General features: G+C 55.3%; 25 protein-coding genes. 22 read left to right on the top strand and 3 right to left on the bottom strand.

Features of this window, described 5'->3' with window-relative positions; genetic code table 11:
• The first annotated feature begins 729 nt into the window (after positions 1–729).
• Positions 730–936: a hypothetical protein gene (locus HMPREF9451_RS09835; protein WP_148508539.1), complete on the top strand. Its 207-nt coding sequence runs from the start codon at positions 730–732 to the stop codon at positions 934–936.
• Positions 937–1,102: 166 nt separating this feature from the next.
• Here the strand turns inward: HMPREF9451_RS09835 and HMPREF9451_RS05755 are convergent, their stop codons facing one another.
• Positions 1,103–1,348, bottom strand: a complete 246-nt coding sequence (locus tag HMPREF9451_RS05755) for a hypothetical protein (protein WP_009139356.1) — start codon at positions 1,346–1,348, stop codon at positions 1,103–1,105.
• A 331-nt stretch (positions 1,349–1,679) separates the two neighbouring features.
• Here HMPREF9451_RS05755 and HMPREF9451_RS05750 point away from each other — a divergent pair, with 331 nt between their 5' ends.
• The 9 genes from HMPREF9451_RS05750 (at position 1,680) to HMPREF9451_RS05710 (ending at position 10,487) form a co-directional block, all read left to right on the top strand.
• A complete protein-coding gene (locus HMPREF9451_RS05750) occupies positions 1,680–4,052 on the top strand; it encodes a molybdopterin-containing oxidoreductase family protein (protein WP_148508537.1) in 2,373 nt (790 codons plus the stop codon).
• Positions 4,052–4,591, top strand: coding sequence for a 4Fe-4S dicluster domain-containing protein (locus HMPREF9451_RS05745; protein WP_009139354.1), 540 nt, complete (start codon positions 4,052–4,054; stop codon positions 4,589–4,591). Before HMPREF9451_RS05750 ends, HMPREF9451_RS05745 begins: the two co-directional genes overlap by 1 nt.
• Positions 4,592–4,661: 70 nt before the next feature.
• Positions 4,662–5,639 (top strand): NrfD/PsrC family molybdoenzyme membrane anchor subunit, encoded by a 978-nt coding sequence (nrfD, locus tag HMPREF9451_RS05740; RefSeq protein ID WP_009139353.1) that lies wholly within the window; start codon positions 4,662–4,664, stop codon positions 5,637–5,639.
• Positions 5,640–5,665: 26 nt separating this feature from the next.
• The gene (locus HMPREF9451_RS05735) at positions 5,666–6,343 is read left to right on the top strand and encodes a TorD/DmsD family molecular chaperone (RefSeq protein WP_009139352.1); all 678 of its coding nucleotides are present in this window, start codon (positions 5,666–5,668) and stop codon (positions 6,341–6,343) included.
• A 134-nt stretch (positions 6,344–6,477) separates the two neighbouring features.
• Positions 6,478–6,888, top strand: coding sequence for a GntR family transcriptional regulator (locus HMPREF9451_RS05730; RefSeq protein ID WP_232204094.1), 411 nt, complete (start codon positions 6,478–6,480; stop codon positions 6,886–6,888).
• 14 nt (positions 6,889–6,902) lie between these two features.
• On the top strand, positions 6,903–7,829 hold the full coding sequence (locus HMPREF9451_RS05725) for a slipin family protein (RefSeq protein WP_009139350.1): 927 nt from the start codon (positions 6,903–6,905) through the stop codon (positions 7,827–7,829).
• A 538-nt stretch (positions 7,830–8,367) separates the two neighbouring features.
• Positions 8,368–9,351 (top strand): hypothetical protein, encoded by a 984-nt coding sequence (locus HMPREF9451_RS05720; protein WP_009139349.1) that lies wholly within the window; start codon positions 8,368–8,370, stop codon positions 9,349–9,351.
• Between the two features lie 44 nt (positions 9,352–9,395).
• Positions 9,396–9,962: a hypothetical protein gene (locus HMPREF9451_RS05715; RefSeq protein WP_009139348.1), complete on the top strand. Its 567-nt coding sequence runs from the start codon at positions 9,396–9,398 to the stop codon at positions 9,960–9,962.
• Positions 9,963–10,085: 123 nt separating this feature from the next.
• Positions 10,086–10,487 (top strand): DUF6591 domain-containing protein, encoded by a 402-nt coding sequence (locus HMPREF9451_RS05710; RefSeq protein WP_009139347.1) that lies wholly within the window; start codon positions 10,086–10,088, stop codon positions 10,485–10,487.
• A gap of 50 nt (positions 10,488–10,537) precedes the next feature.
• Here the strand turns inward: HMPREF9451_RS05710 and HMPREF9451_RS09655 are convergent, their stop codons facing one another.
• Entirely contained in the window at positions 10,538–10,714 is a 177-nt protein-coding gene (locus HMPREF9451_RS09655) for a helix-turn-helix domain-containing protein (protein WP_009139346.1), read from the bottom strand.
• Between the two features lie 248 nt (positions 10,715–10,962).
• On the opposite strand from HMPREF9451_RS09655, the gene HMPREF9451_RS05700 reads away from it, so the two are divergent.
• Positions 10,963–12,033, top strand: coding sequence for a hypothetical protein (locus HMPREF9451_RS05700; RefSeq protein WP_009139345.1), 1,071 nt, complete (start codon positions 10,963–10,965; stop codon positions 12,031–12,033).
• 209 nt (positions 12,034–12,242) lie between these two features.
• Complete coding sequence (locus tag HMPREF9451_RS05695) at positions 12,243–13,613, top strand: ATP-binding protein (RefSeq protein WP_009139344.1); 1,371 nt, start codon at positions 12,243–12,245, stop codon at positions 13,611–13,613.
• A 30-nt stretch (positions 13,614–13,643) separates the two neighbouring features.
• Here the strand turns inward: HMPREF9451_RS05695 and HMPREF9451_RS09830 are convergent, their stop codons facing one another.
• Positions 13,644–13,805, bottom strand: a complete 162-nt coding sequence (locus HMPREF9451_RS09830) for a hypothetical protein (protein WP_009139343.1) — start codon at positions 13,803–13,805, stop codon at positions 13,644–13,646.
• Between the two features lie 256 nt (positions 13,806–14,061).
• Between HMPREF9451_RS09830 and HMPREF9451_RS05690 the strand changes: the two genes are divergently transcribed.
• The 10 genes from HMPREF9451_RS05690 (at position 14,062) to HMPREF9451_RS05645 (ending at position 26,375) form a co-directional block, all read left to right on the top strand.
• Positions 14,062–15,786: a hypothetical protein gene (locus HMPREF9451_RS05690; RefSeq protein ID WP_009139342.1), complete on the top strand. Its 1,725-nt coding sequence runs from the start codon at positions 14,062–14,064 to the stop codon at positions 15,784–15,786.
• Between the two features lie 36 nt (positions 15,787–15,822).
• On the top strand, positions 15,823–16,182 hold the full coding sequence (locus tag HMPREF9451_RS05685; protein ID WP_009139341.1) for a YccF domain-containing protein: 360 nt from the start codon (positions 15,823–15,825) through the stop codon (positions 16,180–16,182).
• A 732-nt stretch (positions 16,183–16,914) separates the two neighbouring features.
• Positions 16,915–17,676: a 30S ribosomal protein S2 gene (rpsB, locus tag HMPREF9451_RS05680; RefSeq protein ID WP_040626582.1), complete on the top strand. Its 762-nt coding sequence runs from the start codon at positions 16,915–16,917 to the stop codon at positions 17,674–17,676.
• Positions 17,677–17,787: 111 nt separating this feature from the next.
• Complete coding sequence (tsf, locus tag HMPREF9451_RS05675) at positions 17,788–18,648, top strand: translation elongation factor Ts (protein ID WP_009139339.1); 861 nt, start codon at positions 17,788–17,790, stop codon at positions 18,646–18,648.
• Between the two features lie 322 nt (positions 18,649–18,970).
• Positions 18,971–20,254 (top strand): UDP-N-acetylglucosamine 1-carboxyvinyltransferase, encoded by a 1,284-nt coding sequence (gene murA, locus HMPREF9451_RS05670; protein ID WP_040626580.1) that lies wholly within the window; start codon positions 18,971–18,973, stop codon positions 20,252–20,254.
• A 15-nt stretch (positions 20,255–20,269) separates the two neighbouring features.
• Positions 20,270–21,850, top strand: a complete 1,581-nt coding sequence (locus HMPREF9451_RS05665; RefSeq protein WP_009139337.1) for an LCP family protein — start codon at positions 20,270–20,272, stop codon at positions 21,848–21,850.
• A gap of 97 nt (positions 21,851–21,947) precedes the next feature.
• Positions 21,948–22,769, top strand: a complete 822-nt coding sequence (gene lgt / locus HMPREF9451_RS05660; protein WP_009139336.1) for a prolipoprotein diacylglyceryl transferase — start codon at positions 21,948–21,950, stop codon at positions 22,767–22,769.
• Positions 22,770–22,822: 53 nt separating this feature from the next.
• Positions 22,823–23,203, top strand: a complete 381-nt coding sequence (locus tag HMPREF9451_RS05655; protein WP_009139335.1) for a desulfoferrodoxin family protein — start codon at positions 22,823–22,825, stop codon at positions 23,201–23,203.
• Between the two features lie 143 nt (positions 23,204–23,346).
• A complete protein-coding gene (locus HMPREF9451_RS05650; protein ID WP_009139334.1) occupies positions 23,347–23,577 on the top strand; it encodes a NifU family protein in 231 nt (76 codons plus the stop codon).
• A gap of 131 nt (positions 23,578–23,708) precedes the next feature.
• Complete coding sequence (locus HMPREF9451_RS05645) at positions 23,709–26,375, top strand: PD-(D/E)XK nuclease family protein (protein ID WP_009139333.1); 2,667 nt, start codon at positions 23,709–23,711, stop codon at positions 26,373–26,375.
• Positions 26,376–26,380 lie beyond the last annotated feature (5 nt).

Here is a 26,380-nt window from a genome sequence, read left to right as displayed (position 1 = left end):
AAGAGAGAGGCGCTTGAGTCGGCCGCTGCTCATGTTGCTGCGCAGGACCAAGCAACGCTGCGTGAAAGCCGTGTTCACGCGGCGTTGAAAATAGGGCTTTTATCGGTGGCGGTTGTTGCTGCATTAGCGGCGTCTCATATTAAATGTCAGCACGTGCGCTCGTCTTGCGGAAGGCTTCGGGGGTAATTCTGCCGCGACGAGCCAAGGCGGCATCGCGAACGGCGCGTCGGGCAATGCCGCCGAAGAAGACGCTGTTGCCGAAGCGGCACAGGCCGGCGTCGAAGAAGGGTTGAAGCGCGGATCGAACCTGCCGTCGTTTGAAAGCGGCGAGAGCTCTAACGCCGATGGGGAAGCTGCGTTCGATGCGCTTTCTATAGCGGATTCGGGTTGGTCTGTCGATTCCGGCGGATACGTTAACTATGCGTTTCTCCTGAAGAACGAAAAAGACGGTTTCAGGGTTTTGTTTCCCACGGTGAAAATCACGGGCAGGGACGCTTCGGGCAAGGTGCTGTTTTCTCATGAGCAGGTTCTGCCTGCCATCAACCCCGGTGAGACGGTTTGCTATGGATTTGTTGCCGGAAACGGGACGCCGCCTGAAGACGTTGAATTCGTGGTAGCAAGGCCGGAGACTATAACATTTCGAAGCATGCAGCAGAGAGTCCGAAATTCGAGGTATCCGCTGCGTCCGCCGTGCCTGACGGTTTTGGCGGGGCCAATTTTACCGGTGAGGTGGCATATCTCGGCGGCGTGCTGCCCAGCGTTTCTACGGGAGGCGTGGCTGTGACGGTCGTACTGAGGGACGATGCGGGAAAAATAGTCTATGGGGCGACCACCCATACGGATTGTCCTGCGGAAGGCGAATCAACGACTTTCGAGATTCTTGGTGGCAAGCTGCCTCCGTACGACTCTATAGAGGCGTACGCTCAAGCGTGGTAGTGAGAAGGCGTGTAATTTCCGCACGCCTTTTTTGCGCAGTAGCCAGAGGTGGTCTTTACTGAATATGAGCAGGAAATTGTCAATAGGAAAATCGGGTTGTCTCGGATAAGGCTGCAGGATGGAGTGACAACTCCATGCGACGGTTTGCATGCGTCGACTATGTTGTTTATCGCCTAGCGCTGACATGCCAACTTTTGTGTTGCTCTTCGGACGGTCTCTTTATCAGGTCGAAGCCGACGGCGTGGGCTTGCAGGCGTACTTGGCGGAATGATGGATGGGCTTGGCCAGCCGGTTGTCTCTGGGCGTCGTAGCCGAAGACGCAGAGCAGGTCGCCGGTCGTTGTGTTGGGCGAGATGACGGCAATTTTGCGGACATAGATGCCGAGGCCGACGAAGGCGGTGGCTTGCGGCATGAAACAGCTCTCCCGAATGCGAGCCGTCGCTGTCTAGTTGGATTCTGCTCGTTGTCGGCCTAATCAACGGATGCATATATGCTGCAGGGGCGTTTGGCTTTCATGTCTTGCTCACGCTTTTGTTTTCAAGTTTATCCTCGAATCAGGATAAACTATATTTGATTGAATTATGCTAATATGACAATAGGCAAATGGGTAAAGCCTGTTGAGCGGAGCTAGGATCCGCTGCGATTCATACGGTTCAGATTGGAGGGAATCATGGGGGGAAATCTCAAGACGCAGTTTTGTTAAGGGAGCTGCAGCTCTTGGTGCGATGACGGCTGCCGCCGGTATGACTGCTGCGCCGTTTGTCGCTTCCGCCGCCGAAGAAGCCCCGAAGGGCAACGTCGAGGTCAAGCATATGTGGTGCCAAATGTGCGGCGTTTCCGAAACCTATTGCGGTACGCTATGCACGGTGGAAGACGGTGTCTTCAAGCATGTCGAGGGCAATCCTCTGGCGGGCAATAACGGCGGCCGTGGCGGACGTACGTTGTGCGCGAAGGGAAACTCTGCACCGCAGTTGGTCTACGATCCCTCCCGTATCCTGTATCCCATGAAGCTCGTGGGAGAAAAGGGCAGCGGCAAGTTCGAACGTATCACCTGGGATGAGGCCCTTGACACTATCGCCGATGCATTGAAGAAGGCGGCCGAAGAGTACGGCCCTGAGACCTTCTTCATCCTCTCCGGTCAGTCTGCTGAGGTTGTTGACGTTATGGGTATGCGCTTCCTCAACCACTACGGATCACCGAACTGGTGTCACAACGGCATCTGCTGGGATCAGCGAGAAACCACCAAGGCCTGTACCATCGGCGGCGCTTCCACGTTCCCTGGCCAGATTGACAAGACCAACCTGCTGGTCTGCTGGGGGCACAACAAGGAGAACACCGGCGTTAATCAGACCCGCGGCCAGAACGCCAACCGTCTCGATCAGCGTGACCGCGGCATGATTACCATCGACATCCGCCCGATGCTCAACACGCTGGGCGCTCATTCTGATATCTGGGTTCCCATTCGCCCTGGCACCGACGGCGCGTTGGCTTTGGCCATCCTGCATGTGATCATCGGCGAGGATCTCTACGATCACGACTTCTGCGAGAACTGGGTTAACGGTTTCGATAAGCTGGCTGAGCACGTTAAGCAGTTTACCCCCGAGTGGGCTTCCGAAATCACCGGTATCCCGGTGGAGCAGATTTACCAGATCGCCCGTATGATGGGCACCATCAAACCCATGGCCCTCATGGACGGCAACGGCTTCGGCGATCAGACCAACGATGGCACGTGGACGGCTGTCTCCATCTTCCTCATTCAGGCTATCACGGGCAACCTCGATGTTCCTGGCGGAAACGGTGCAGGTCTCAAACTGCCTGCGCCTATGTTTGAGATTTCGGATATGGGATGGTTCCTGCCTACCTTCCATAAATTCGACAAGCTTGAGGCAACGCCCGAGGATATCGAGCACGGCTGGCCGGCTGGCACTTCCAAGCTGCTGTGCCCCGAGTTCCCGCGTGATTTCTACAAGGACTTCTGCTATTCGCTGTCTTCATGCAACCCCCGTGTTATCGAGGCCATCGATTCCGATCATCCCAAGAAGCCCCGCGTCATCTTCTCTCACGCGACCAACTCGCTGTCCTGTCTGCGTCAGCCCAAGCGCACTGCCGAGTGCCTGGCGAAACTGGACTTCCATTTCACTATGGATACGAACTGGAACGACACCTGCAACTACTGCGATATTGTGCTTCCCGCATGCACGCAGTACGAGGCGTCCGACCAGCTGGCCATTGTGAACCGTCTGGAGGGTACGTTCCTGGGACTGAACCACAAACTTATCGAGCCCTTGGGCGAATCTAGGTCCGATTATCGCGTCTACGCCGACCTTGCCGTGCGCATGGGCTTCGGTGCGGACTGGTGGGATGGCGACACCGATGGCATGCTGCGACAGCTGCTCGAGGGATCGGGCTTCACGCTGGAAGAGCTGCGCGCTCCTGAGAACAACAAGGGTGTCTTCGTCGAGCGTCCCGTTGAAGAGCGCGTCATGATTGAACCAGAATACAAGCGCTACCAGGAGCTTTTCGCCAAGCTGCCCAATAACAAGGTGCAGGCGTATCACGAGCTGTTCGGCGGCAAGGTGGACAACACCGACGAGGGAACCCTGGGGTATCTTCCTGAGTACGTCGGTGCGCCCGAGTCCCTTGCCGGCACGCCTGAGATCGCCGCGGAATTCCCGCTGATCTTCTCCGACGTCCACGGACATCGCCTTGCCGAGCACAGCCATCGCAATAACCTGCCCTGGTGCCGTGAGATCGAGCCCTACCCCTGGGTCAAGATCAACCCCGCGACCGCCGCTTCCTACGGCATCGCCGACGGCGATTGGATTAAGGTCGAATCGCCCCACGGCTGGGTGGTTCTAAAGGCGAAGCTTTTCGAAGGCATCTCCCCTGAGGTCCTGATGGCCCGCCGCGGTTGGTGGCAGGATTGCCGCGAGCTCGAGCTGCCCGGCTACGGCTGTTTTGACGGCGGAGCGGAATGCAACGTCCTCTACGACAACAACCCTGCGAACTGGGATAAATTCTCCACGGCTTCGGCCAAGCAGACGCTGGTCAAGATTTGCAAGTGGGACGAAGAGCCGGCCGAAAACGAAATCGTCATTGAGAACGGAGAGCTGTAATGTCTGAACAGTTGATGATCTACTGCGACGATGAGCGTTGCATCAAATGTTACGCATGCCAGGTCGCCTGCAAGCAGTGGCATGGCTTCAAAGCAGGTGGTGTGAGCAGGCGCAATGTCATCGAGCACACGTCTGGGACCTTCCCGAACGTGACCCGCACCTTCTCCAGTCTTTCCTGTCAGCACTGTGCTGAGCCTGCCTGCGCCAGCGTGTGTCCCGCCGGTGCCATCAGCAAGCGTCCCGAAGACGGCATCGTCGTGGTTGATTCCGATAAGTGCATCGGCTGCCGCTATTGCTTCTTCGCATGCCCCTTCGGCGTTCCCAGCTACGACGATGATGGCATGAACAAGTGCGATATGTGCTTAAGCCTGGGCGCCGGCGAGGACGGCCGCCCCGATCCCCACTGCGTTGCAACGTGTCCGACGCAGGCGTTGTACTTCGGCAATGAGTCCGAAATCAAGGAGATCATCCAGGAGAAGGAGGCGCTGAGGCTGAGCGGTCGCGCAGATGCCCGTGCTACCATGGAGGATTTCGCGTAGACCCCATCGAAACATTTGGCGGCTGGCGATTGTCGTGCCAGCCGCCTGATGGAAGAAAGGAGGTAACTCAATGTCCGGTGTAGTTCAGACCACTTGGGTCTGGGAGCCTGCAATCTATCTGTTCTTGGGCGGTCTTGCCGGCGGTGCATTTTTGGCCGCGACTTTGGTGCGGTTCTTGAGCAAAGACGCCTTTCCGCGGGTTACGGTCTTAGGCACGTGGCTGAGTACCGTAGCGCTGGTGGCCGGCTTGCTGTTCTTGGTCGTGGATGTGGCCAAGCCGTTCCAAGCCATGATGATGTGGAAGAGTTTCATTAACCTGGATTCGTGGATGGCCATCGGCGCCTGGCTGCTATTTGCTGCAGTGGTTTTCATGGGTCTGTGCTCGGTGTTCTCCACCCCGAAGCTGGTTTCCATCGTCGAATCGTTTTGCAAGCCGCTCGCCAAGTACGCAGAGAGGATTTCCAAGGTGTGCATGGTGGCGGGCGCCATCTTCGGCCTGGGCGTTGCGGCGTATACGGGTATCCTGCTTTGGAGCGCCCATAGCATTCCTCTGTGGAATACCCCGCTGATTCCCGTGCTGTTCACCATTTCGGCTCTCGATGCTGGTGCAAGTGCTATCCTGGCTATTCTGCTGTTCGAGAAGTCCGATAAGGCTGCGGCGTTTGTTAAACGCGCAAGCATTGCGTTGATTGTACTGATTATTGCTGAGGCGTGTACTCTCGCAGCCCTGTTCTTCTTGCACCTGAACGGGGCGGAAAGCCAGATGCTCAGCGCCAATACGCTGCTTAACGGCGAGCTGAGCCTGCAGTTCTGGGTTCTTGTCGTAGGCGTTGGCCTGGTGATTCCTTTCGTACTCACCGTTATCGATATGACGCATGTCGTGAAGAACCATGAGCTCGCCCGCCTGCTGCATCTTATCGCCATCGCATGCGCGCTGGTCGGCGGGTTCACGCTTCGATTCGTCATCCTCACGGCTGGCATGCACGCTGTGCTCGTGAGCCCGGATGCGTATCAGGCGATGCTGGGTGTTTATACGTTCATCGGCTGACGCCGATGTGTTCGAGAGGAACAAGGATGGCTTTGAATCATTGTGAGGCCGCTCAATCTGCGGACGCCCGTCGTATGGCGTACTCATTTTTCGCCGATGTGTTCAGCGCTGAGGTGAACAGGGATTTCGTTGCCGGTATGTCTTCGTTTGAGGCCGAAGAGGGAAGCAAACTGGCCGAATTCACGGCATCGCTCGATGGTTGCGACCTTGACGAGGCAACCCAGGATGTGCGCTCGGAATTTTGCGCCTTGTTCCTCAATATGTGCGCCCACCCCGTGTACACGTCTGAGTCGGTCTATCTGAGCGACAATCATGTCATCATGCAGGAGCAGCGCGATCAGATAGTCGAGGTCTATCGGATGTACAAGCTGTCCGTGGACCGGGGATCGTTCGATTGGCCGGAAGACCATATCTCCATGGAGATGCTGTTCATGGCTCACCTGTGCGAACTCGAGCGCGACCTGTGTCTTGAAGCCGAGAAATTCGGCACCGAGGCCGGTTCTGAGGCCGAAGCGGTGAACGCACGCATTAAAGCCATTGCGAAGGCGCAGCAAGCGTTTTTCACTGAGCATCTCGATCGATGGGCCCCTATGTTCATCGATGAGCTTTCATCGCAGGCTAAGACGCTGTTCTACCAGGGAATCGCTGAATATTTGGCCGGATTCCTGGAAGGGGAGCGCGAATTACTCGACTCTGTGGCATAGAGGCCGAGTCGGTTTTCGCCATTGGCATATCGTGCAAGGCCACGTCGCAGACGCGTCGTGGCCTTTTGCATCTGAAATGATTCAAGCAGTAATGATAAAATGAACCGATTGAAGACTGTTCGAAGGTTGCTAATTTGAGCGTAAGCGCAGAAGACAAAAAATCCCTCATCACGATAGACCAGGATAGCGGCATGCCCATCTGGCTTCAGTTGCGCCATCGGCTGGTCTACCTGATTGAATCCGGCCTTTTCGAGGAGGGGGAACGTCTTCCGACCGTTCGCGAGCTGTCTGTGAGCCTCGGTATCAACTACAACACCGTGAGCAAGGTGTACCAGGATATCGAGCGTGACGGCTACATCAATTCGAAGAGGGGTAAGGGGACGTTTGTCTCGCAGATTGCCTCAAGGGGTGAGGCGGGCGTAAAAGATGAGGCGGAAACTCTAACTGATGACTATATCAGAAGGTGTCTTGAGCTGGGAATTCCGTTGTCTCAGATTGCTTCCCTGCTCGAGGGGCGGCTCGAAGTGGCAAATGGTTCTTGTTGAATGGGGTGTTCTAAATGGGTTTTCTGAAATGCGGATCCAAGGATGAGAATGCTCAGTCTGAAGCGGCTCGTAGGCAGATTGCCGAGACCGAGCTCGAGTCCAATGATGCTTCGCGCATAAGCGCATACACATTCGCCTTGATTGTGTTCGCAATTTCGTCGGCGCTGTTTGTGGGCTTGTGGCTCATCCTGGCTCCCTTGACGTTGCTGACGTTCGTTCTGGCGGCGCTGTTCGGCTTTGTGGTTGCTAACACCGTTCATGTGGTTCCCGAATGGGAGCGTGTCGTTGTTCTACGTCTTGGGAAGTTCCGCCGCGTGGCGGGGCCGGGCTTCTATATGTGTATGCCGTTCGTCGATTCGGCTGCGATTCATATCGACCAGCGCACCATGACCACTTCGTTTTCCGCCGAAGCGGCGCTTACGGCTGACCTGGTTCCTGTGGACGTGGATGCGATTCTGTTTTGGATGGTTTGGGACGCGAAAAAGGCTTGCCTGGAAGTGAAGAACTATCCGAAGGCGGTCCTGCGCAGTGCGCAGACGGCGCTTCGCGATGCTATCGGCCAGCTCAATCTTGCCGATATATCAACCCGGCGCAAGCAGATTGATCACGAACTCGAGAAGATGTTGGATTCCAAATGCGAAGCTTGGGGAATTACGGTTCTCTCGGTTGAGATTCGCGACATCGTCATTCCAGAAGAGCTGCAGGATTCGCTTTCGCGTGAAGCCCAGGCCGAACGTGAGCGCAATGCCAGGGTGATTCTCGCCGAGGTGGAAAAGGATATTTCCGAGATGTTTGTTGAGGCGGCCGACATCTATGCGGAAAACCCTGAAGCCATGAAACTACGCGCCATGAATCTTGCTTATGAAGGGGTTTGCAGCTCGGGTGGTGTTCTGTTGGCTCCTAGTGAGTTGGCGAGTGCTTTTAACATAGGTGGCAAATAGTAGTGTTCTTGTCACGACTTCAGTGCCGAATTCGAATGGCTGCTTGGGAAACCGGGCGGCCATTTCTGTTATGGGTGGGCAATTGCCGATAGGGCAAAACGGGTCCGTCTCAGATTCGGTCACGGGATAGGACCGACGGACCTCATGCGGCGGGTCGGACGTTTGTTGCCGGCCTTGGCGATGCCGCTCGGGCGGTCTTCTTGCCGCTCGGATGAGCGAGCTCCGGCTATGCGGCTTTGAATCTGGAGAACTCGTCGGTCCCGAATGCTGTGTTGGCAGTGCTTGTGGCATTGGCGACCTTCGGCCTGCGACGCGAATTCGCTCTTTCTTATGGAAAGCTTCCGTTTTGTGGCATCCTGCTCATATCGTTTCATGGGCGGATTTGTCTTGTTTGCTGCGCTCCTCTTCGCGGACTTTGCCAGATGTCACTTGGATTTCATGGCGCTTTTCTTTCCCGATTCAGTTGGTAACTGAGGAAATTCTTGGATTGTTTCTGCATTCTTGTCCGTGTTGCAAAATACTGAAGGAGGAAAGCGGAATGAAGGGTTCTTACATTGTCGCCTCTGCGCTGGCGATCGCCTTGAGTGGGTTCGTCGTAGCGGGTTGTTCCAGTTCCGACCAAGATGGCCAGAGTGTTGGCGTGCAGGAAACGCAGCAGCGGGAAACAAAGGAGTCGTCGGCGTCTGTGTTCGACCTTAGCGGAACGATTGAGCCGACCGTGATGCTCGATAACGACATTATGACCATCGAGGCCAAGGATTTGACATATAAGAACAATGTTGCCTATTTGACGGTCGGCGTGACGAACAAAACCGCGTCAGACATCGATGTCTACGCAGCAACTCTTGGGTTTAGCGGCAATTTCGTAAATGGCTGCATGGTGGACGATGGCTATATGAACTGCAGTATTACGGCTGGTGAAACTGTCGATGAAGAGATTGACTTCAATTTGAAGAACTTGCAGGTCAGGGGTATCTCGGGAATTGAGGAAATCGGTCTTGGCCTTCGTGTAACGGATTCGAATTACGATGAAATCTATCGCGACATCGTTTCGGTTTCAACGAGCTCCAAAGGCAAGGAGAAAGACCGCGCATTTTCCGATGCGATATCAGACCCGACGATACAGAAGCTGGCGGAGTTTGAGGTGACGCCCTCTTCCAGTTCGTTCAATGGCGTTGAATGGGGCGGTATTGCTCCCGTGTCTGCCTGCCTGGTGGTTAACAAGGACGGGGAGCACTCTGTAATGATGGAAGTCGAGAATACAAGCGATGGCAATGCGTCCATCGTATTAAGCGGGATAACCATCGACGGAGCTATCGCATATGAAAGCAGGTGGTCTTCGACTGCCATTGCGCCGAGCAAGAGAGCGGTCGTATATGTCACTCTTGAAAGAGCAATCGATGACGATCAGCTTGAAAGCTTCGACCTGAGCGAAATAAGGAATGTAAGCATGGACGTTTCTGTCGAGGATTTCAGCGGTAACACGCTCGCAATGCCGACCTCGGTAGATATCGCCTTCTAAATATCGCTGCATTTGTTGAGAGAGATAGCGAAGAAGGGTTCAAGATGGTAAGTGTTGCAAGCGATAAAAACAGGGGAATTACCGATAAATTACCCTGGATAGTTTCCGCATTGGGTGCGTTTCTGCTCGTTGTCGCGTTCTTCCTTCCTTACGCGACAGGAACCGATGAGTATAAGGAGCGCATTGCCGCTAATATCGATGGCGTGTCCATCGAAAGCATAGGGATGACGAATGCGGACGCGGCGGATGCTTCGATGATGGAGTACACGCGCGTATATATGTCCGCAGAGATGCTGGGGGCAAGCGAGTTTTACCTCATCTATGTCCCGCTCATGGCTGGACTCTTTGTATGCGCCTTGCTTGCGTTGCTGTTTTCTGTGTTGCGCAAGCCCATTCCCGTGATGGTGTTTTCCGTTTTTACGTTAGGGCTGAGTCTGCTTATCAATTGGGATTTCGAAGACAGGGGAGTCGTGCCCAGCAGCCTTTACGATTGGGGCGTTGCGAAATGGGTGTATATAGCCGCCGCAGCGATTGCCATTGCCGGTGCCGTCTGGCTGCTTATCGTGAAGGTGAAAGAGAAGCGGGCGTTGAAGGCCGGTGGCGTTCGCTAGCATTTTCGTCAAGCAGAGGAATGAAACGATATTGAAAGGTGCATGAAAATGTACAAAAAGATAGCCGTTGCAGCGTGTGCGTGCTTTATGGCAGCGGTTCTTTCGGGATGCGGTGGCTAGTCTTTGGAGGAAGAGGTCGACCAGCTAGACGAGAGAATCGATCAGATGGGTGAAGAAGTCGACCAGTTCGGAAGAGAACTCGATGGGTCTTCCTCGAGCGACGCTGCGAAACAGGGTGGGGATGGTGCCGACCAAGCTTCCGTGGACGGTGTAACCCCCGAATTCAAAGAGGCCATGGATAGCTATGGAGCGTTCTTCGATGAATACGTTGCCTTTATGAAGGAGTACAGAGAATCGGGCAATCCTGCATCGATGATGGCCGAGTACGGCACGTATATGCAGCAATATGCTGAAACGATGTCGGCTATAAGCGAAATTGACAAGGATACGCTCAGTGAAGCCGATGCGCTTTACCTTGCGGAAGTAAGCGGACGTATCGCGACGAAAACGGCGGGGCTGCTGTAGTGGGACGAGGGTCAGAAATCGATTAGGTCGCTCACTTTGACGCCTAGGGCTCAGGCAATTTTGCACAAAACGTCGATGCCTATATCGGCCGATCCGGATTCGATTTTCCAGAGGTAAGAACGGCTCGTTCCCGTCATCAGGGCGAAACGACGCTGCGAGATGCCCTGCTTTTCCCGGGCGGTTTTGACGGCGAGGCCGAGGCGTTTCTTTTCGCGAGCGTTCTCCATTCATCTAGTGTAGGTGTTTTATTGTTTATAGCGGCTCTCTGTAGAGAGCCGCTACTGTCTTGCTTGGCAAAATGGCGAAGGCGAGGGATTTCGAGCATGTTTTTGCACTGCGATTGGAAAAACCGCCAACTTGACTATCGAACACTCCGAGAGCCAAGAATTTTGGCGACTGGAGAGGCTTAACGCGTATCGTGCTTGAAGAATGACGTTTTGTCTGTGCTGGGGTCTATGCAAAGGGGGATTGCACTATGGTCGAACAGAAGGCTAACATGACGGACGCTACTGTACATGAAGCCAACGAGAGCGAAAGTCCTGCCTCGCACATAATGGATAAAAGAGGCCTCGACGAATCGGAAGCCGAAAAGTTTGCATATGAACTTGTCCGGCGTGCGGTCTCTCTGACGGGTGTCAAAGTTGAGCGTGAGAAATTCTTCCGCAATGAGCTTGCGAAATATAGCACGAATGTAGACATCGAACGAGCCATAGCGTCTACGCCTATCGCCGCGGGTATGACGGCGGAGCAGGTGGATAAAGCTGCACGTGCCGTGATTGATTTCGAGACGAAAAAGTGCTCCGCGATTTCTTTTGCGACGGGCATTCCAGGAGGCATTGCGCTTGCTGGTACCGTTCCTGCCGATTTAGTCCAGTATTTTGCGCACGTTCTGCGTGTTGAACAGAAACTTGCGTACCTTTACGGATGGCAGACGTTTCTTGATGATAACGATGAAATTGACGACGAAACCATTCTGGAGCTTGTGGTTCTCATGGGGGTTATGCTTGGTGTTGGGACTGCTGCGACACAGCTTACTCGTTTCGCGGCGGAGGTTGCCATGCCCCATGTCGTAAAGACGGTCGAACGCAAAGCGCTTACGAAAACCGCCTGGTATCCCCTGATGAAAAAGATTCTCGGTGCCATAGGAATCAAGGTGACGAAGAATACGTTCGCAAAAACAGCTGGAAAAGCTGTTCCCGTAATAGGTGGGGTTGTATCGGGAGGAATGACGTACGCATCATTTAAGCCGAGCGCTGAACGACTGCGCAAACACTTGCGCTCATTGCCTGCGTCGGGCATTGCCCCAGACGTAGAAGATGCAGGTAAAGACAGAGTGTCGGAAGCCCTTCTCAAAGCATCCGAGGATATGGGTCGTGCGACCAATGTGGCGGTCGATGCGGCAAAAGGAGCAGGAACGGTTGCTGCGGAAGGCATGCAGAAAGTTGGTGCGGCGGCTTCTGGAGCGGTGAAGATTGCCGGCGATACCGCCTCCCAGGCAACTCAAACGGTTTCTGATTTTCTTGGATCGTTGCGAAAGAAGAGCTAATGCGTCCATACTCTTGACTTGCTGTCTGAGACGATGAATCGGAGGTTAGCTTCGATGCCATTCTGCTTCTTTTTAATCGTTCGCCATTAGCTTACTTTGCGTATCCCCTAAGACCCTTCATCCTATCCTTGTTTTATAAATCTTGTCGTTTCAGGCGACAAGATTTATACTTTCTTGTCGCCTGAAACGATAAGAAATGGGTGATTGCTATGATCTCACAATTTCATTCCGTTGTGGTCGATAAGCTGGCCGAGTTCTATGACCAGGGAATTCCCGATGTCTTCAAGAGGGATATCTCTCTCGGTGAGGTTCAGAAGCCCGCTCGATCAAACCTTGTTCAGGTCGTCGTCGGAGTGCGTCGCTGCGGCAAGACCTATCGTCTTTATCAGGAAATGCACCGTATTCTTGAATTAGGATATGACTTCGAGTCAATTCTGTATTTCAACTTCGATGACGAACGCCTCAAGCCGTACGACTCTTCGGTTCTCAACGACGTGGTAGAGACGTATTATTCAATGCATCCAGCTTCGAAAACCAACGGAGCGTTTTTCTTTTTCGATGAGATACAGGAAATCCCCGATTGGGGAGCATTCATGCGACGCATGGTGGATACTCAGGTGGCGACGATATACGTCACGGGTTCGTCGTCGAAAATGCTTTCCCTCAACTTAGCCACGGAATTTCGAGGGCGCGCATTGTCGCGGGAGATGTTCCCGATGAGTTTTTCCGAATACGTTAGGTTTCACGGGCATCAAGTCGCTGGCGGCGTTTTGTCGGGTGATAAGGAGGCATCAAGCGCCGAACGCGCTCGATTGAGAAAAGCGTGCGGTTCGTACCTTGAAGGTGGCGGGTTTATCGCGGCTCAAAATCTTAGTCGCGCAGATGCAACGCAGCTTTTGCAGGAATACGCTAACAGAACGGTGAACTACGACATCATCGAGCGCTACGGCATAGGGAATCCCTTGGCGGCATCGCTTTTTCTCTCGCGGTGCATGGCAACATCGGCGCGCGAACTGTCCGTAAACAAGGTTTACAACGAGTTTCGCAGTCGCGGAATTTCGATAGGGCGGGAATCCCTCTCTCGATTGTTGGGATATTACGAAGAGGCGTATCTGCTGTTTTCGGTCAAGAATTATTCAACGGCTCTTGCTGACAATGCGCGTTCCGCGGCAAAAGTGTATGCTGCCGATCCGGCTTTGTTCGCTTCGTTTTCGCCTTCGTCTTCGGTCGATTCTGGCCAAAGGCTAGAAACGGCGGTATTCGATCGCCTGAGACGTGTATCTCCCTCGATGCGCCAAGGGGCTATTTCTCGTTGTCTATTTGAAGACGGCGGAAAAAGGCATGAAATAGATTTCGTGGTGGGGGATGCATTGCTGCTCGAGCCCCTTCATCTTATCCAGGTGTCCGTATCGCTGAATGATCAGAAAACGAAGAAGCGCGAAGTGGCTGCTCTTGTGGCGGGCATGAGGAAGCTTCATGCTCAAGATGCGGTTATTGTGACATCTGACGAAGAAGGCGAAATCGAAACGTCCGAGGGCGTTATCAAAATCGCTCCGGCATGGAAGTGGCTTCTGGGCTAGGGAAGAGGAAGGATTCCATCGAAAGAGTTATCAAAGCGACGCGTCAATCATTGTTGTTGCAGAGAATAGCGTAACGCATGCTATTGTGGTGACGATGATGGCGCAAATCACGAGTATTGGTCGAATGGAGTCGGATGGCACCCCGTTCGTGATTCCCGTCACCCAAAACATGATTGCGAAGATTGCCTTCATACAATCGCCTCCCCACGGTGTGCCGTGCTCGCTGATTATATAATTTCGTCACGTTTTGCTTCGGCGCGGATTCACCTAGAACCAAGAATTCACTGCTATGTGGATTCGACTTGTCAGACATGTGAGCAAGGGGATTCGATTGAGCGAATGGTCGATGCAGTCGTACTAGGCCTGAGAATTCGCCCGATGAATGAGCTCACCGCCCCTGAACGCGAATGCTATGCAGCAGCAAGCAACCTTGGAAGGAAAGGCAAGCATGTTCGTTACATTTGACGACAGGGTGGACTCGGCGTTGCATGCAATTCGCAGCGCTTTTGCCGGCCTGCATGGGAAAGACGCCCTCCAGTATCTCGTCAAAGCGGTTCTTCTGGCCGCATTTCTGACGCTTGCCGGCAGCTGCGCCACGAGTTTACCCTGGTTCGCCTTCCCTCCGATGTTTCTTATATATGCCCTGGTTGCTACTATGGGCGCTCTGTATTACGTGATGATCAGACGCGTTCACAGGCAGGATATGTTTTCCGAAGGTGGCGAGCTTTCGAGATACAACAGGAAATGGCTGATTTGGTTCGTCGCCCTTTTCGTGCTCTCGCTGTTTTCGGCGTTTTTCTTCATCTTGGGCGCTCCTCGCTGGGATGGTCTTATCTGGGTCCTGATCTGGGCGGCCGTTCCTCTGTATTATCTGGCATATCGCATCGCTAACAGGATTGCCAAGAAGGAGTTTCGTTCTCAATATTGCAAGGCGAAGGCAATGAAATGGAGCGGCGGACTTGTCCTGTTCGTGCTATGTCTGGTCTATGCGGTGCTGTCCGTGCAGGGATCGGTGGATGCTCAGTTTGATGCGTTGGACCTTCTTCGTCATCCGTATATGCCGTTCGCGGACGCGCCTTCGGCGTTTTTGAGCGAAGCGGATAAGCTATCGGCGCTCATGAACAATCTGACGAACTACGGCTTGCTTCAGATAGCAAAGACGTCGTTTTTCGCGGCTTTTGCAGTGAAATTCGCTTTGGCGCTTTCGGTGTTCTTGAGCGTGGTGAGCCAGTTTGCCTTCTGTCTGCTTTCTTGGCAGGAGATGAAAAGCGAGTTTCAGCTTCTTCCTATCAGGGACGATGTTGATGTTTTCACCGAGGATGAGACTTGGTTGCATGTCGAGAAACGCCAGGGAGAACGTCCGTATCTTCTGAGATACTTCGTGGCAATTGGACTGCTATCGGTCGCGTCATTTTTCGCGTTCTGGCTGCTCGAGGATGCAACGTCAAAAGCTCGGGAGACCGACGAATACACGGCGGCGGATGCTTTCGTCAAAGAGAGCACGGACGATATCGTGGCTGTTTTGGAAGGTGCAATCGAAGAGCATAAGGAAGAGTGCGATATCAACGAGAGGTATCGGCAGAGATTCTCTGAGCTAATCGAGGAAAGAAAGCAAACGCTCGACCCACTGATTAACGAGTACTACGACCAGTGTTCGCTTCACGTGGATTCGTACCTCAGCTGGAGCGAGGGTGTTTTCGGCGGCATTGCAGGATATCTGGGCGGCTTTGGCGAAGGTAGGGCGGTCGAGAATTTCAAAGCGAAGGTTGCGGGTCCTGTCGATAAGGCGGAGCTGGAGCGAGCGTATGCGGACTATGTCGACGTCATGACGCAGACGATGTCCGAGTACTGGATTGAAATCAACGACGGCGGGTCCGATTCTCCTATGGGGGTGTCTTCTGCGGGGGATTATATGAAAGAGCTCGCGCGGGAGAAGGGGCGGCTTGAGCTTTGGAAGCCGCTTGATGAGAGCCCAATGAACGAAAACACCAGGAAAGCCCTGCTTGGCACCGGTGGAGACACAAGCGAAGAAACGCGCAAGGCCGAAGTTTCTGCCCTTATTGATCTGGCACGAAGCGATACCTTTGCATTGCTGGAGGAGTTCGAGCGTATCTGCTCGGGCGACATCGGCGGGCGCATTGCCGGCTTGAGCGACGGTACGGCAGGGAAGTAGGAGACGGTTGGGCCGCTTAGGGTGAAAGGTTCTGCAATGAAGACTCTCGGTAACATCATCTGGATCGTGCTCGGTGGTATCTGGACGGCTTTGTGGTGGCTGCTTGTCGGCTGTGTGTTCTATATCACCATCATAGGAATCCCTCTTGGTCGTCAGGCATTCAAGATGGCCAGCTTGACGTTGGCGCCTTTCGGCAAGACCGTGGAATACGGCGGCGGCGCGCCGTCCTTGATCGCGAATATCGTCTGGCTGATATTTGCCGGCATTCCCATGGCAATTGCGTACGTGCTGGCCGGCATCGCGTGTTGCATCACCATTGTGGCCATTCCTTTCGGGCTGCAAAGCTTCAAGATGGCGAAACTTTCGCTCATGCCGTTCGGTGCCGTGGTTTCTTAAGGTATAGGATGCGATGCGCTTTGGATGCTCGGAAGCTTTGGGTGTTTGGCTGTTTCCCTTGGGGTCTTGGTTTTCCAATGCCCGAGTACTTCTCATTATTCAGGTGTCTCGAAGCCGGGCTTTTGGACGTTTGGGCGATAAAAATGCACCTGGCGGCATCTTCAGACTCGCATATTGCGCGAAACGTATCAACAGCAGAGCTAGATTCCCGAAGATAGTCGCCATTAATGCCCATATTTCCAAATAATGAGTAATATCTGTCTTCCGAAACGATCGGCATGTCGTAGAAGCGCTCGATTCGGGTACGTTTCGTGATTTTTGCGATAACGGAGGCGTCTTCTCGTGCGTTTTGGCGCTTTTGGAGAGGCTGCGTGGGTCGGAGAGCGTTTTCGGGCGCGAGGTTCGTGTTTGCGCAAGTGGATTTGCGCAAAAGCTGCGAAGCGTGTGGCCGAGCGGTTTTTACGAGGGCCTGCGAAGTCCTCGTGCGTAGATGATTTGTGTGCGCTTGTGGCGCGTCTGCCGCGGCGATCGGAGCGCATCTGCTTACGGCATGCGGCCCGAGACTCGTTGCACGTCCGTTCTTTTTTCTTGCATTCGCAAAAACACGTCGTATAATAGCGAAGTTTCTATATTTCACATGCTTGCGTGACTTTCCCACCGCGAGTGGCCACTGAAAAAAGGCTGCGGGGGAGGGGGTGACCGCAGGCAGAGGTTTAACGAATGGAGATTGCAATGGCGAAAGTCAGCATCAAGTCCCTGCTCGACGCAGGCGCACACTTCGGTCATCAGACCCGTCGCTGGAACCCCAAGATGAAGCCGTACATCTTCGGCAACCGTGGTGACATCTACATCATCGATCTCAAGAAGACCCTCATCGGTCTTGACCAGTCCTACACCTTCGTTGAGAACGTCGCCAAGAAGGGCGGCACCGTTCTCTTCGTCGGCACCAAGAAGCAGGCTCAGGAAGCCATCGCTGCTCAGGCCGACCGTTGCGGTATGCCCTATGTTAACTCTCGTTGGCTCGGCGGCATGCTCACCAACTTCGTCACCATCCGCTCTCGCGTCGCTCGCATGGAAGAGCTCGAGGCCATGGAGGCCGACGGACGCATGGACGTTCTGCCCAAGAAGGAGCAGGTCCTGCTGAAGAAGGAGCTCTCCAAGCTGCAGCTCAACCTCAACGGCATCCGCAACATGAAGACCGTCCCCGACGCCATCTTCGTTGTTGACACGAACCGCGAGCAGCTCGCTATCCACGAGGCCAAGCGTCTTGGCATCCCCGTGGTCGGCACCCTTGACACCAACTGCGACCCCGACGACGTCGAGTACGGCATCCCCGCAAACGACGACGCCATCCGCTCCGTCGACCTGCTTTGCACCTTCGTTGCTGACGCTGTGATCGCTGCTACCGGCGCTCCCGTCATCGAAGAGCAGATGGTCGCAGAGGCCGAGGCCGCCGAGGCTGCTGAGGCAGCAGAGGCTCCTGCCGCTGAATAGTTCGTTTACTCCGCACGAATAGGCACGGGCTTCGAGGCGGTTCCGCGAATTTCATCGTTCGCGAGTAGCATCCTTGCTGAGGAGCCCTCTTTTCTAGAAAGGAACATTTCCATGGCTAACATTACCGCTGCTATGGTCAAGGAACTCCGCGAAATGACCGGCGCCGGCATGATGGAGTGCAAGAAGGCCCTCGTCGAGGCCGACGGCGATATGGACAAGGCCGTCGACGTTCTGCGCACCCGCGGTCTTGCCGCTGTTGCTAAGAAGGCCGGCCGTGCCACCAATGAAGGCACCGTTATGGCTCTCGTTTCCGAGGACGCAACCACCGGCGCTGTCGTCGAGCTCAACTGCGAGACCGACTTCGTTGGCATGAACGAGAAGTTCAAGGCTTACGCCGAGAAGGTCGCCAAGGCTGCCCTCGCCGCCAAGCCTGCCGACATGGACGCGCTCAAGGCTGCCGAGATTGACGGCGAGACCGTCGAGGCCGTCGTTACCGACTGCATCCATGTTATGGGCGAGAACACCCAGCTCGCTCGCTTTGCTGTCGTTGAGGCTGGCGCTGTTTCTTCCTACATCCACATGGGCGGCAAGATCGGCGTTCTGGTTTCCTTCGACGTCGAGGGCGTAGATACCGCTTCTGATGAGTTCAAGCAGTACGGCCGCGACGTTGCCATGCAGGTTGCTGCCGTTGCTCCGATCGCTGCCAACCGCGACCAGGTCGATCCTGCCGTCGTCGAGCACGAGATGAGCATCTATAAGGCTCAGGCTGCAGAGTCCGGCAAGCCCGAGGCTATCCAGGAGAAGATGGCTACCGGTCGTCTGGAGAAGTTCTACAAGGAGCAGTGCCTCACCGAGCAGGCGTTCGTCAAGAACCCCGACCAGACCATCGCTCAGTACACCGACGAGGTTGCCAAGAAGCTTGGCGGTTCCATCAAGGTTGTCGACTTCAAGCGCTTCGCTTTGGGCGAATAACTTCTGCTTTACAGCATGTATGAAAGCGTCGGCGTTATGCCGGCGCTTTTTTTCGTGTTAGGCCGAGCTGCAATCGAGTCGAGCTGCAACCAAGAGGCTGCTGTTGAAGGACTGCGATTGAATCGAGCGACTATGGTTTTACCGCAAGGCTTGCTGCTTCGGCATTCAACCTTCTTGTGCTTTTTGAGAGAATGAACTGATGTATCAACACGGATGCTTGGTCCGCTCGGTCGAGCTGAGCTCCGAAGTGCACGAACCGCACGTCTGCTATTTTCGAAAGACGCGATTGATTGCGTCTCTTGCGATAGAAGGGGAAGTCATTATGGCGAAAGAGATGATCGTCGTCGAAGGCGGCACGCCGCTCATCGGCGAAGTAAAGGTTTCCGGCGCTAAGAACTCCGCGCTTAAGCTGATCGCCGCCTCTATTCTCGGAGGCGGAGAAAGCGTCATCCACAATGTTCCTCTCATTTCCGACATTACCATCATGTCGAAGGTTCTTGAGACATTAGGCGCGCGCGTATCGCGCGACGGCCATACGCTTGTCATAGATACGGCATCGGTTGATACCTGGGAAACGCCGTATGAACTCGTATCCAAAATGCGAGCTTCTATTTCTGTCCTTGGCCCGCTTGTGGCCCGCTTCGGCGAAGCTCGTGTTGCTATGCCGGGCGGCTGCAATCTGGGAGCCCGTAAGATTGACATGCACATGGTCGGCATGGAGGCGCTCGGGGTTCACTTCGAGACAGATCACGGCTACATCAAGGCAACCACTCCCAACGGTCTGCACGGCGCCTATATCGCGCTCGATTTTCCAAGCGTCGGAGCTACGGAAAACACCATGATGTGCGCGGTCACGGCCGAAGGCGAAACGGTGATTGAAAACGCTGCTCGCGAACCCGAGATTGAAGACCTTGCCGATATGCTCAACGCCATGGGAGCCCGGGTGAGTGGTGCCGGCTCGCCCACGATTGTCGTCGAAGGCGTTCCGCTGTCTTCGCTGCACCCGTGCGAGCACATGACGGTTGGAGACCGCATAGAGGCGGGCACGTTTTTGGTAGGCGGCGCTATGATGGGCGGTCCTGTTACTGTGCGCGGCATTGAGCCGGGCTTTTTGCGCATGGCCCTCATGAAGCTTCATGCCATGGGCTGCGAAATCGATTTGGGAGACGACTACATCACGGTCTTTCGCACCGCCGCGTTGCGCGGAATCGACATCCAGACGCTTCCTCACCCTGGGTTTCCCACCGACCTGCAGGCTCAGTTTATGCTCCTTGCCGCGGTTGCACAGGGCAATTCGGTCATTACGGAGAACGTGTTCGAGAATCGTTTCATGTTCGCCGACGAAATCGGTCGTATGGGCGCCCAGGTCACCATCGAGGATCATCATGCGTTTGTTGAGGGCGTGAGCTCTCTTCAGGGGACCGACGTCAAGGCGACCGACCTTCGTTGCGGCGCGGCTCTGGTGCTTGCGGGCATTTTTGCCGAAGGGGTGACGCGTGTGCATAAGATTCACCATATTGACCGCGGTTACGAAGACTATGTCGGAAAGCTTTCGTCTCTTGGGGCGAAGCTGCACCGCGAAGCCGACGAAGACATCGACTGGTAGCAAAGGCGGAAGTCTATGGTTACCCGTCGTCCTAGCAGCGCGCAATACAAGAAAACCTCACGCCAGATGAGGCGTGCGACGCTGGGAACGCATGTTGCTCGCGTTCCCAGCCCGTTTCCTTCGGCTCGGAAGGACTTCTCCAATCCGCGTCGTACGCGCAAGGCGGAACGAGGAGAAATCCATCAGGTTCTGCCGAACACGTCTACGCGCGAGACCCGTCGCGATTACGCCAATCGCATGAGCCAGCAGGCGTTTATCGAGCGCGCCATAGCATCGGGGAGGCGTCGAAAGATTGCGCTCTTCACCGTGTTGGCCATTGCCGCTTTGGCTATAGCGGGGATTGCCGCCGGTTTCGTGTTCGTAAGCGGAATTAATGCCAGAATGCAGATATCCGATGCCGCTTTGACGTCTGCGTTAGCTGATGCGCCAGAAGAGGGGGCAATCTACACGCTCCTTTCTGCTTCGTTTGACGATGGCGATTCGGGGTCGGGCCCCGATGTCGCTCTGCTGGTGCGTACCAACCCCGATCAGGCGTCGGCGTCCATCGCCGTCATTCCGGGCAATGTGCGCACGAAGCTTTCGGACGGTGAGACGCATCGTCTTGGCGATGCGCAGTCCGTGGGCGGAGATGCCGAGGTGGTTACGGCTGTCGAAGAGCTTTCGGGCGTTCAGGTTTCTCACTACGTGAAAACGGACGCGTCTAGTTTCGTCTCGCTTGTCAATGCGCTTGGAGGCATACAGGTCGATGTTCCTGAGACCGCGAATGACCCCGATGCTGGGTCTTCCGCCATTGCTTCGGGTCCTCAGCTTTTGAATGGAGAGCAGGCGTTGTATTTCTGCCGTGCGAACGACTTCGCCTCTCTTGCCGAGCAGCAGCGAGGGGCCAATGATGCTCTTGTAGCGCAGGCGCTTTTCGAGCGTTTTGTCGGCATGGGCAAGATGACTTTCTATATGAACATGGACGAGTGCGCAGGCTTGGTTCGGTCCGACCTCGACCTGAAAGGCGCGTTCGCCCTTCTCTCGTCGCTGCGCGATATTGCGCCGGGTTCTATCATGGTCGGCGCCATGCCTACATACACGTCCGAAATCAACGGCGTCAGCTACCAGGTTCCTATCGCCGATGAGTGGAGTGCGATGATGGAACGTATGCAGCAGGGTCAGGCGTTGCAGCAAGACAAGCAAGACCTTCTCAGCTCCGTCGACCCCGCTTCGTTCTCCATCACGGTCAACAACGGCGGCGGTGTTGAGGGTGCCGCTCTCGATGCTTCCGAGCTTCTGAAAAACGCCGGGTTCAACGTCACGGAAGTCGGCAATGCGGCCCAGGCGGTCTACGACAGTACGCTCGTCGTGTATCAGAAAGAAGATGACGAAGCGAAGGCCGAAGCACTTGTTGCGACTCTTGGAACGGGTCGTGCCGTTTACGATGCGATCAACTATTCGTTTGAAACCGATATTCTGGTTGTTGTGGGCAAGGATTGGCAAAACATCCTTGATGCCAGGGGATCGACGGCCTCAACGGGCGATTCGTCGAATTCTACGGATCAGTCTTACGACACGGGCACATCGCAGACGAATCTTTCTTCCGATGCGTCCTGAGCGGCCCATCGGGCGAATTCGTAAGACGGCTGGTTATTTCGGGGCAGGCCGCGTTTGGTGCGCGGCCTGTTTAGTTTGAAGGATGTAAGGAAAAAAGATGCTCGACAACCTGTATCAGATGCTCGACCCGATTGCCGTGCAGATCGGTCCCCTCCAGATTCGCTGGTACGGTCTTGCCTACGTGGCCGGCTTCATATGCGCATTTCTCATCCTGGGAAACCTCTCCAAGCGCTGGCGCGTGCGCATCAACGAAGATGCGTTTTTCGTGATAGTGTTCAGCGTGATTTTGGGCGTGATCATCGGAGGCAGGGCGGGGTACGTCCTTTTCTACGGAGACGGGTATTACCTGCAGCATCCGGAGAAGATACTCGCATTCAACGAAGGCGGAATGAGCTTTCACGGAGGCTTGATAGGCGTGCTCGTAGGCGGATATATCGCCTCGCGTATCACGCATATACCGTTTTTGACGCTTGCTGACATGGGGGCGGTAGGAGCGGCTATCGGTCTGTTTTTCGGCCGTTGCGCGAATTTCGTCAACGGAGAGCTCTGGGGTGCTCCGACGGATCTGCCGTGGGGCGTCGTGTTTGGTGGCGCGGCAGGCACCATGCCTCGGCATCCGTCCCAGCTCTATGAGGCTTTGCTCGAGGGCGTTGTCATCTTCTGCGTTCTCTTTGCTCTGTCTCGCAAGAATCCGCCTCGTCCTCGCGGCACATTCATTGGGCTATTCCTCGTCATGTACGGTGTTTTCCGCTTTCTTGTCGAGTTCGTCCGCGAGCCCGATGTCCAGCTTGGATACCTGTGGGGAGGCTGGCTCACCATGGGCCAAGTTCTTTCGGTGCCTCTTATCGTCGCCGGTGTCGCTTTGCTGATTTATGCGGTTACAATGAAGCTACCGCAAAAGGGTCTTCCTGAAATGTAACAATAATAGTAACATTTCAGGAAACAAAAAAGATTGCTACAAAGGGGGCAATAATGGATATCAAATTCTTCAAGTGCGAACACTGCGGTAACATCGCTATCAAGGTCGTTGACGCGGGCGTTCCCATGATGTGCTGCGGCGAAAAGATGGTGGAGCTGACCGCAGGCGCTGTCGATGCGGCGCTTGAGAAGCACGTTCCCGCCGTTACCGTCGAAGGTGCTAATGTGCATGTCGTCGTCGGCGAGGTCGAACATCCCATGACCGAGGAGCACCTCATTCAGTTCGTCGTCCTGGTGACCGATAAGGGCTACCAGGTTGCCCAGCTCACCGCTGCGGACGAGCCCAAGGCGAGCTTCGTGCTTGCCGAAGGCGCCAAGGCGCTCAAGGTGTATGAGTACTGCAATCTGCATGGACTCTGGGTCAAGGAACTCTAAACCGCATGCCGTATCGCGCCGTCCTTGTGGGCGGCGCGTCGCATCTTCGTGGGGATATTATCCCGATGGCTTTCCTGCTCGGGCGTTCCCTTCGGTTGCGATACAATTTTCAAGAAACATCTATCGATGCAAAGGAGGCCAGCATGGCTATCGATAAAGAACAAGTGAGCCGCGTGCTCGACCTTATTCGTCCGAGCCTTCAGGCTGACGGCGGCGACGTCGCTCTGGTGGACGTCCAGGAGGACGGTGTGGTTGTCGTTGAGCTCCAGGGCGCTTGCAAGGGTTGCCCGATGAGCCAGATGACGCTCGCGAATGGTGTTGAGCGCATCCTCAAGGAGCACGTTCCCGGAGTGACCAAGGTCGTTCCTGCGTAAGCTTTTCGGCATACACGGAAAAAAGTCGGCCGCCTACGGGCGGCCTTTTCCTATGAAGGGGCGTTTTCAACGCTGGATGGTCTGTTTGCTCAACGAAGTGCGATAAGGCCCTCGTGCAGAAAGGAGTCGCGGTGCGGGTAGCGTTATTTCCGCGATATGCCCAGGCATTGGCCTTTAGAAAGGCGCATGCGTCCGATCCCGAATGGGCCTTCGGCGCAAAAGCGGAAGGAATCGGGTCGTGGATAGAGGGGCAATGGACGCTTTGGGGCGATGGAAGGTCTCTTGCGTCGAAAACGCAGCGTTTGGTCGCGTGCCTCGCGGTTCTTGGGGACTGTGACGACGCGAGACTCTCTCCAACCTGGGGCATGGCCTCCCTTCTTGTCGAGCTCGCCGATGAAGTGCTCGGATCCGCCGAATTCGACGAGGTTCTTCGCGGGTCTATGCGCGTCGATGAGCATCGTGAAATTCTTGTCAAGGCGTTGCGTGCGTATGAGGCGGCGCTGGCGCGTGCGGGCCTAGTCGATCCTGGTCGAGCGTGCGCCCTTTTGTCCGCGCAAGACGATCTAGCAAGCGCGGGCGATGAGGCGTGCGTTTACGGTATCGAACCGAGCGCTGCACAGAAGCGGTTGCTCGCGGCATCCTTCGGCGAATCGGTTGCGTACCGACGAGAGTCGCCGTCTATCTCCCGCGTGGAAGAAAGCGTGTCCGTTCGATTCGCTTTTCCCTCGGGTCGTTATGCGGAGCCGCTTCTCCTGGCAGACTCCATCGAGGGCTTTGCCTGCGATGGGCGCGTGCTTGCAACGGCGAAACGTCCTTTCGACCTTTACAGGTCGATTGCCCCGGCTCTTTCTCGCCAGGGCGTCTCATGCCAGGTGCATGCTCGTCGTCTTTGGGGGCAAACCGATTTCGGCAGGGCTTTTTTCGCGGTCGGCTCGATAGTCGAGGCCGAGTCGTTTGACTCCCGAGCGTGCTCGGATTACCTTCTTAACCCTTTTTCGGGCATTTCGTCTTCTCGCGCCTATGCCTTCGACGTTTCCGTTCGTCGAGATAGGCTTATACAGAAGGAGGAATGTCTTGAGCGCTTGCGCTCCCTGTCCCGTTCTTTCGAGTTTTTTGAAGAGCTTGCGGCCTCGGTTGATGCCGATGCTTTGCTTGATTATTTCTCCGACTGCGCATACGCCATGCAGGAAGACGAATCCTACGTAGCCGAGCAGCTCGAAGCTGTGCGCGTGCTGCGCGAGGTAATGGCTTCGGCCCGCATGGTCGGGGCGGAGAGCCGCACGGTGCGTTGCGTGCTCGAGCACGCAACAGTGAATGCTTCCCGGACGAGTTGCGAAACGGATGCGGCCGACGTGTGCATATGCGAGCCTTTCTACGTGGAAACGCTCGACGAAGGCTCATGGGAGACGGTTGTCATGTGCGATATGGACAACGTGTCGTTTCCCGCAAAGCAGACCGATAATGCCGCGCTTTCTTTCGCTCGCGATCTTGGGGTCGCGCGCGAACGTCATGCGATGGACGATATGCGTCAGGCGTTCGTCGAGGCGTCGCGTCGCGCGCGTGGACGCTTCGTCATAGAGCGGCGTTTGAATAACGAATCGGCCGACCCCACATACCCCGCGGCAGTCGTGGAGGAATTCGTGGATTGCTATCGACTCGATCCGACGGACGCCGCAGAGGTGGATAACAAATACGCGCTTCCTCCGTGTTTTCTCGAATCGGTCATAGATCGTGGCGAGGAGAAGTTGTATGAAAACGCCTCTGTGAGCCATGATGCGCAGCCTCTTTCGGCAAAGGTCGAGAAAACTCGGCTCGATAGAATCGAATCGGACCTTTCCAGGTCGTTGATCATGCTGCCGCGCGAGGGGAAGGGAGGCAAGGTCGTTTTCGATCCGTGTTTCTCCGCATCGCAGATCGAGAGCTACCTTGAGTGCCCGCAAAAATGGTTCGCTCTGCGCCGTCTTCGCCTCGATGAGCTTGACGAAGGCTTCGGAGCCGTGCAGATGGGGGATTTCTCCCACAATGTCTTCGAGGCTTTCTATAGAAGGTTTCAATCCGAGGTTGCGCCGAAGGTGACACCTGATTCGCTCGGTCGGGCCCGAGAAATCATGGAAGACGTCATCGTGAAGCACGCCGAGGAGCAATACGCTATGAAGCCTTCGAGCAATCGTCTGGTTCCCGTGGACGCTTTCGAGCGGAGGGAGCTCGAAGAGCTCGGAAGCAAGCTGGTTTCTTTTCTCGATCGGGAAGCGCTTCTGCTGCCGTCATTTTCTCCGTATGCGCTCGAATTCGAGATTCCTGCAACGAATGCGGTGGAGTATGCGGGGTATCGCGTCATGGGCAAAATCGACCGCATTGACGTGGACGATCGCGGAAGGGCCATCGTCATAGACTATAAAAGCTCGTTGTCGTCTGACTACGACCTCTATGAGTCGCAGAAGAAAGGCGGTTCATTGCAGGAAGGCAAAGTTCAAACGCTCGTGTACGCCCAGGCTTTGCGTCGCATGCTCGGGCTCGAAGTCGTGGGCGCGCTTTATGTGGGCTATGGGCGTTCGCCCAAGGTGTCGGGCGCTTTGGACCGCAGCATCGAACCTGCGGAAGTCGCCGGTCTTCGCGCGCAGACGTGCGTATATCGCGGAGACTTCGGCGACGAATTCTCTTCGCTGCTCGATGCGACGGAAGAGCGCATTGCCGCATCGCTCGATCGGTTGATGGAAGGGTGTATCGAGGCCCGCCCTTCCTCTCCGAAGGCGTGCGTGTATTGCCCGGAGATCTCATGTCCGAAAAGGAAGGGGTAGTTCGT

The organism is Slackia piriformis YIT 12062 (assembly GCF_000296445.1).
GTDB classification, from domain to species: Bacteria; Actinomycetota; Coriobacteriia; order Coriobacteriales; family Eggerthellaceae; genus Slackia; species Slackia piriformis.
The sequence above is the reverse complement of the archived record's forward strand: the minus strand, read 5'-3'. Positions and strand labels throughout refer to the sequence as shown.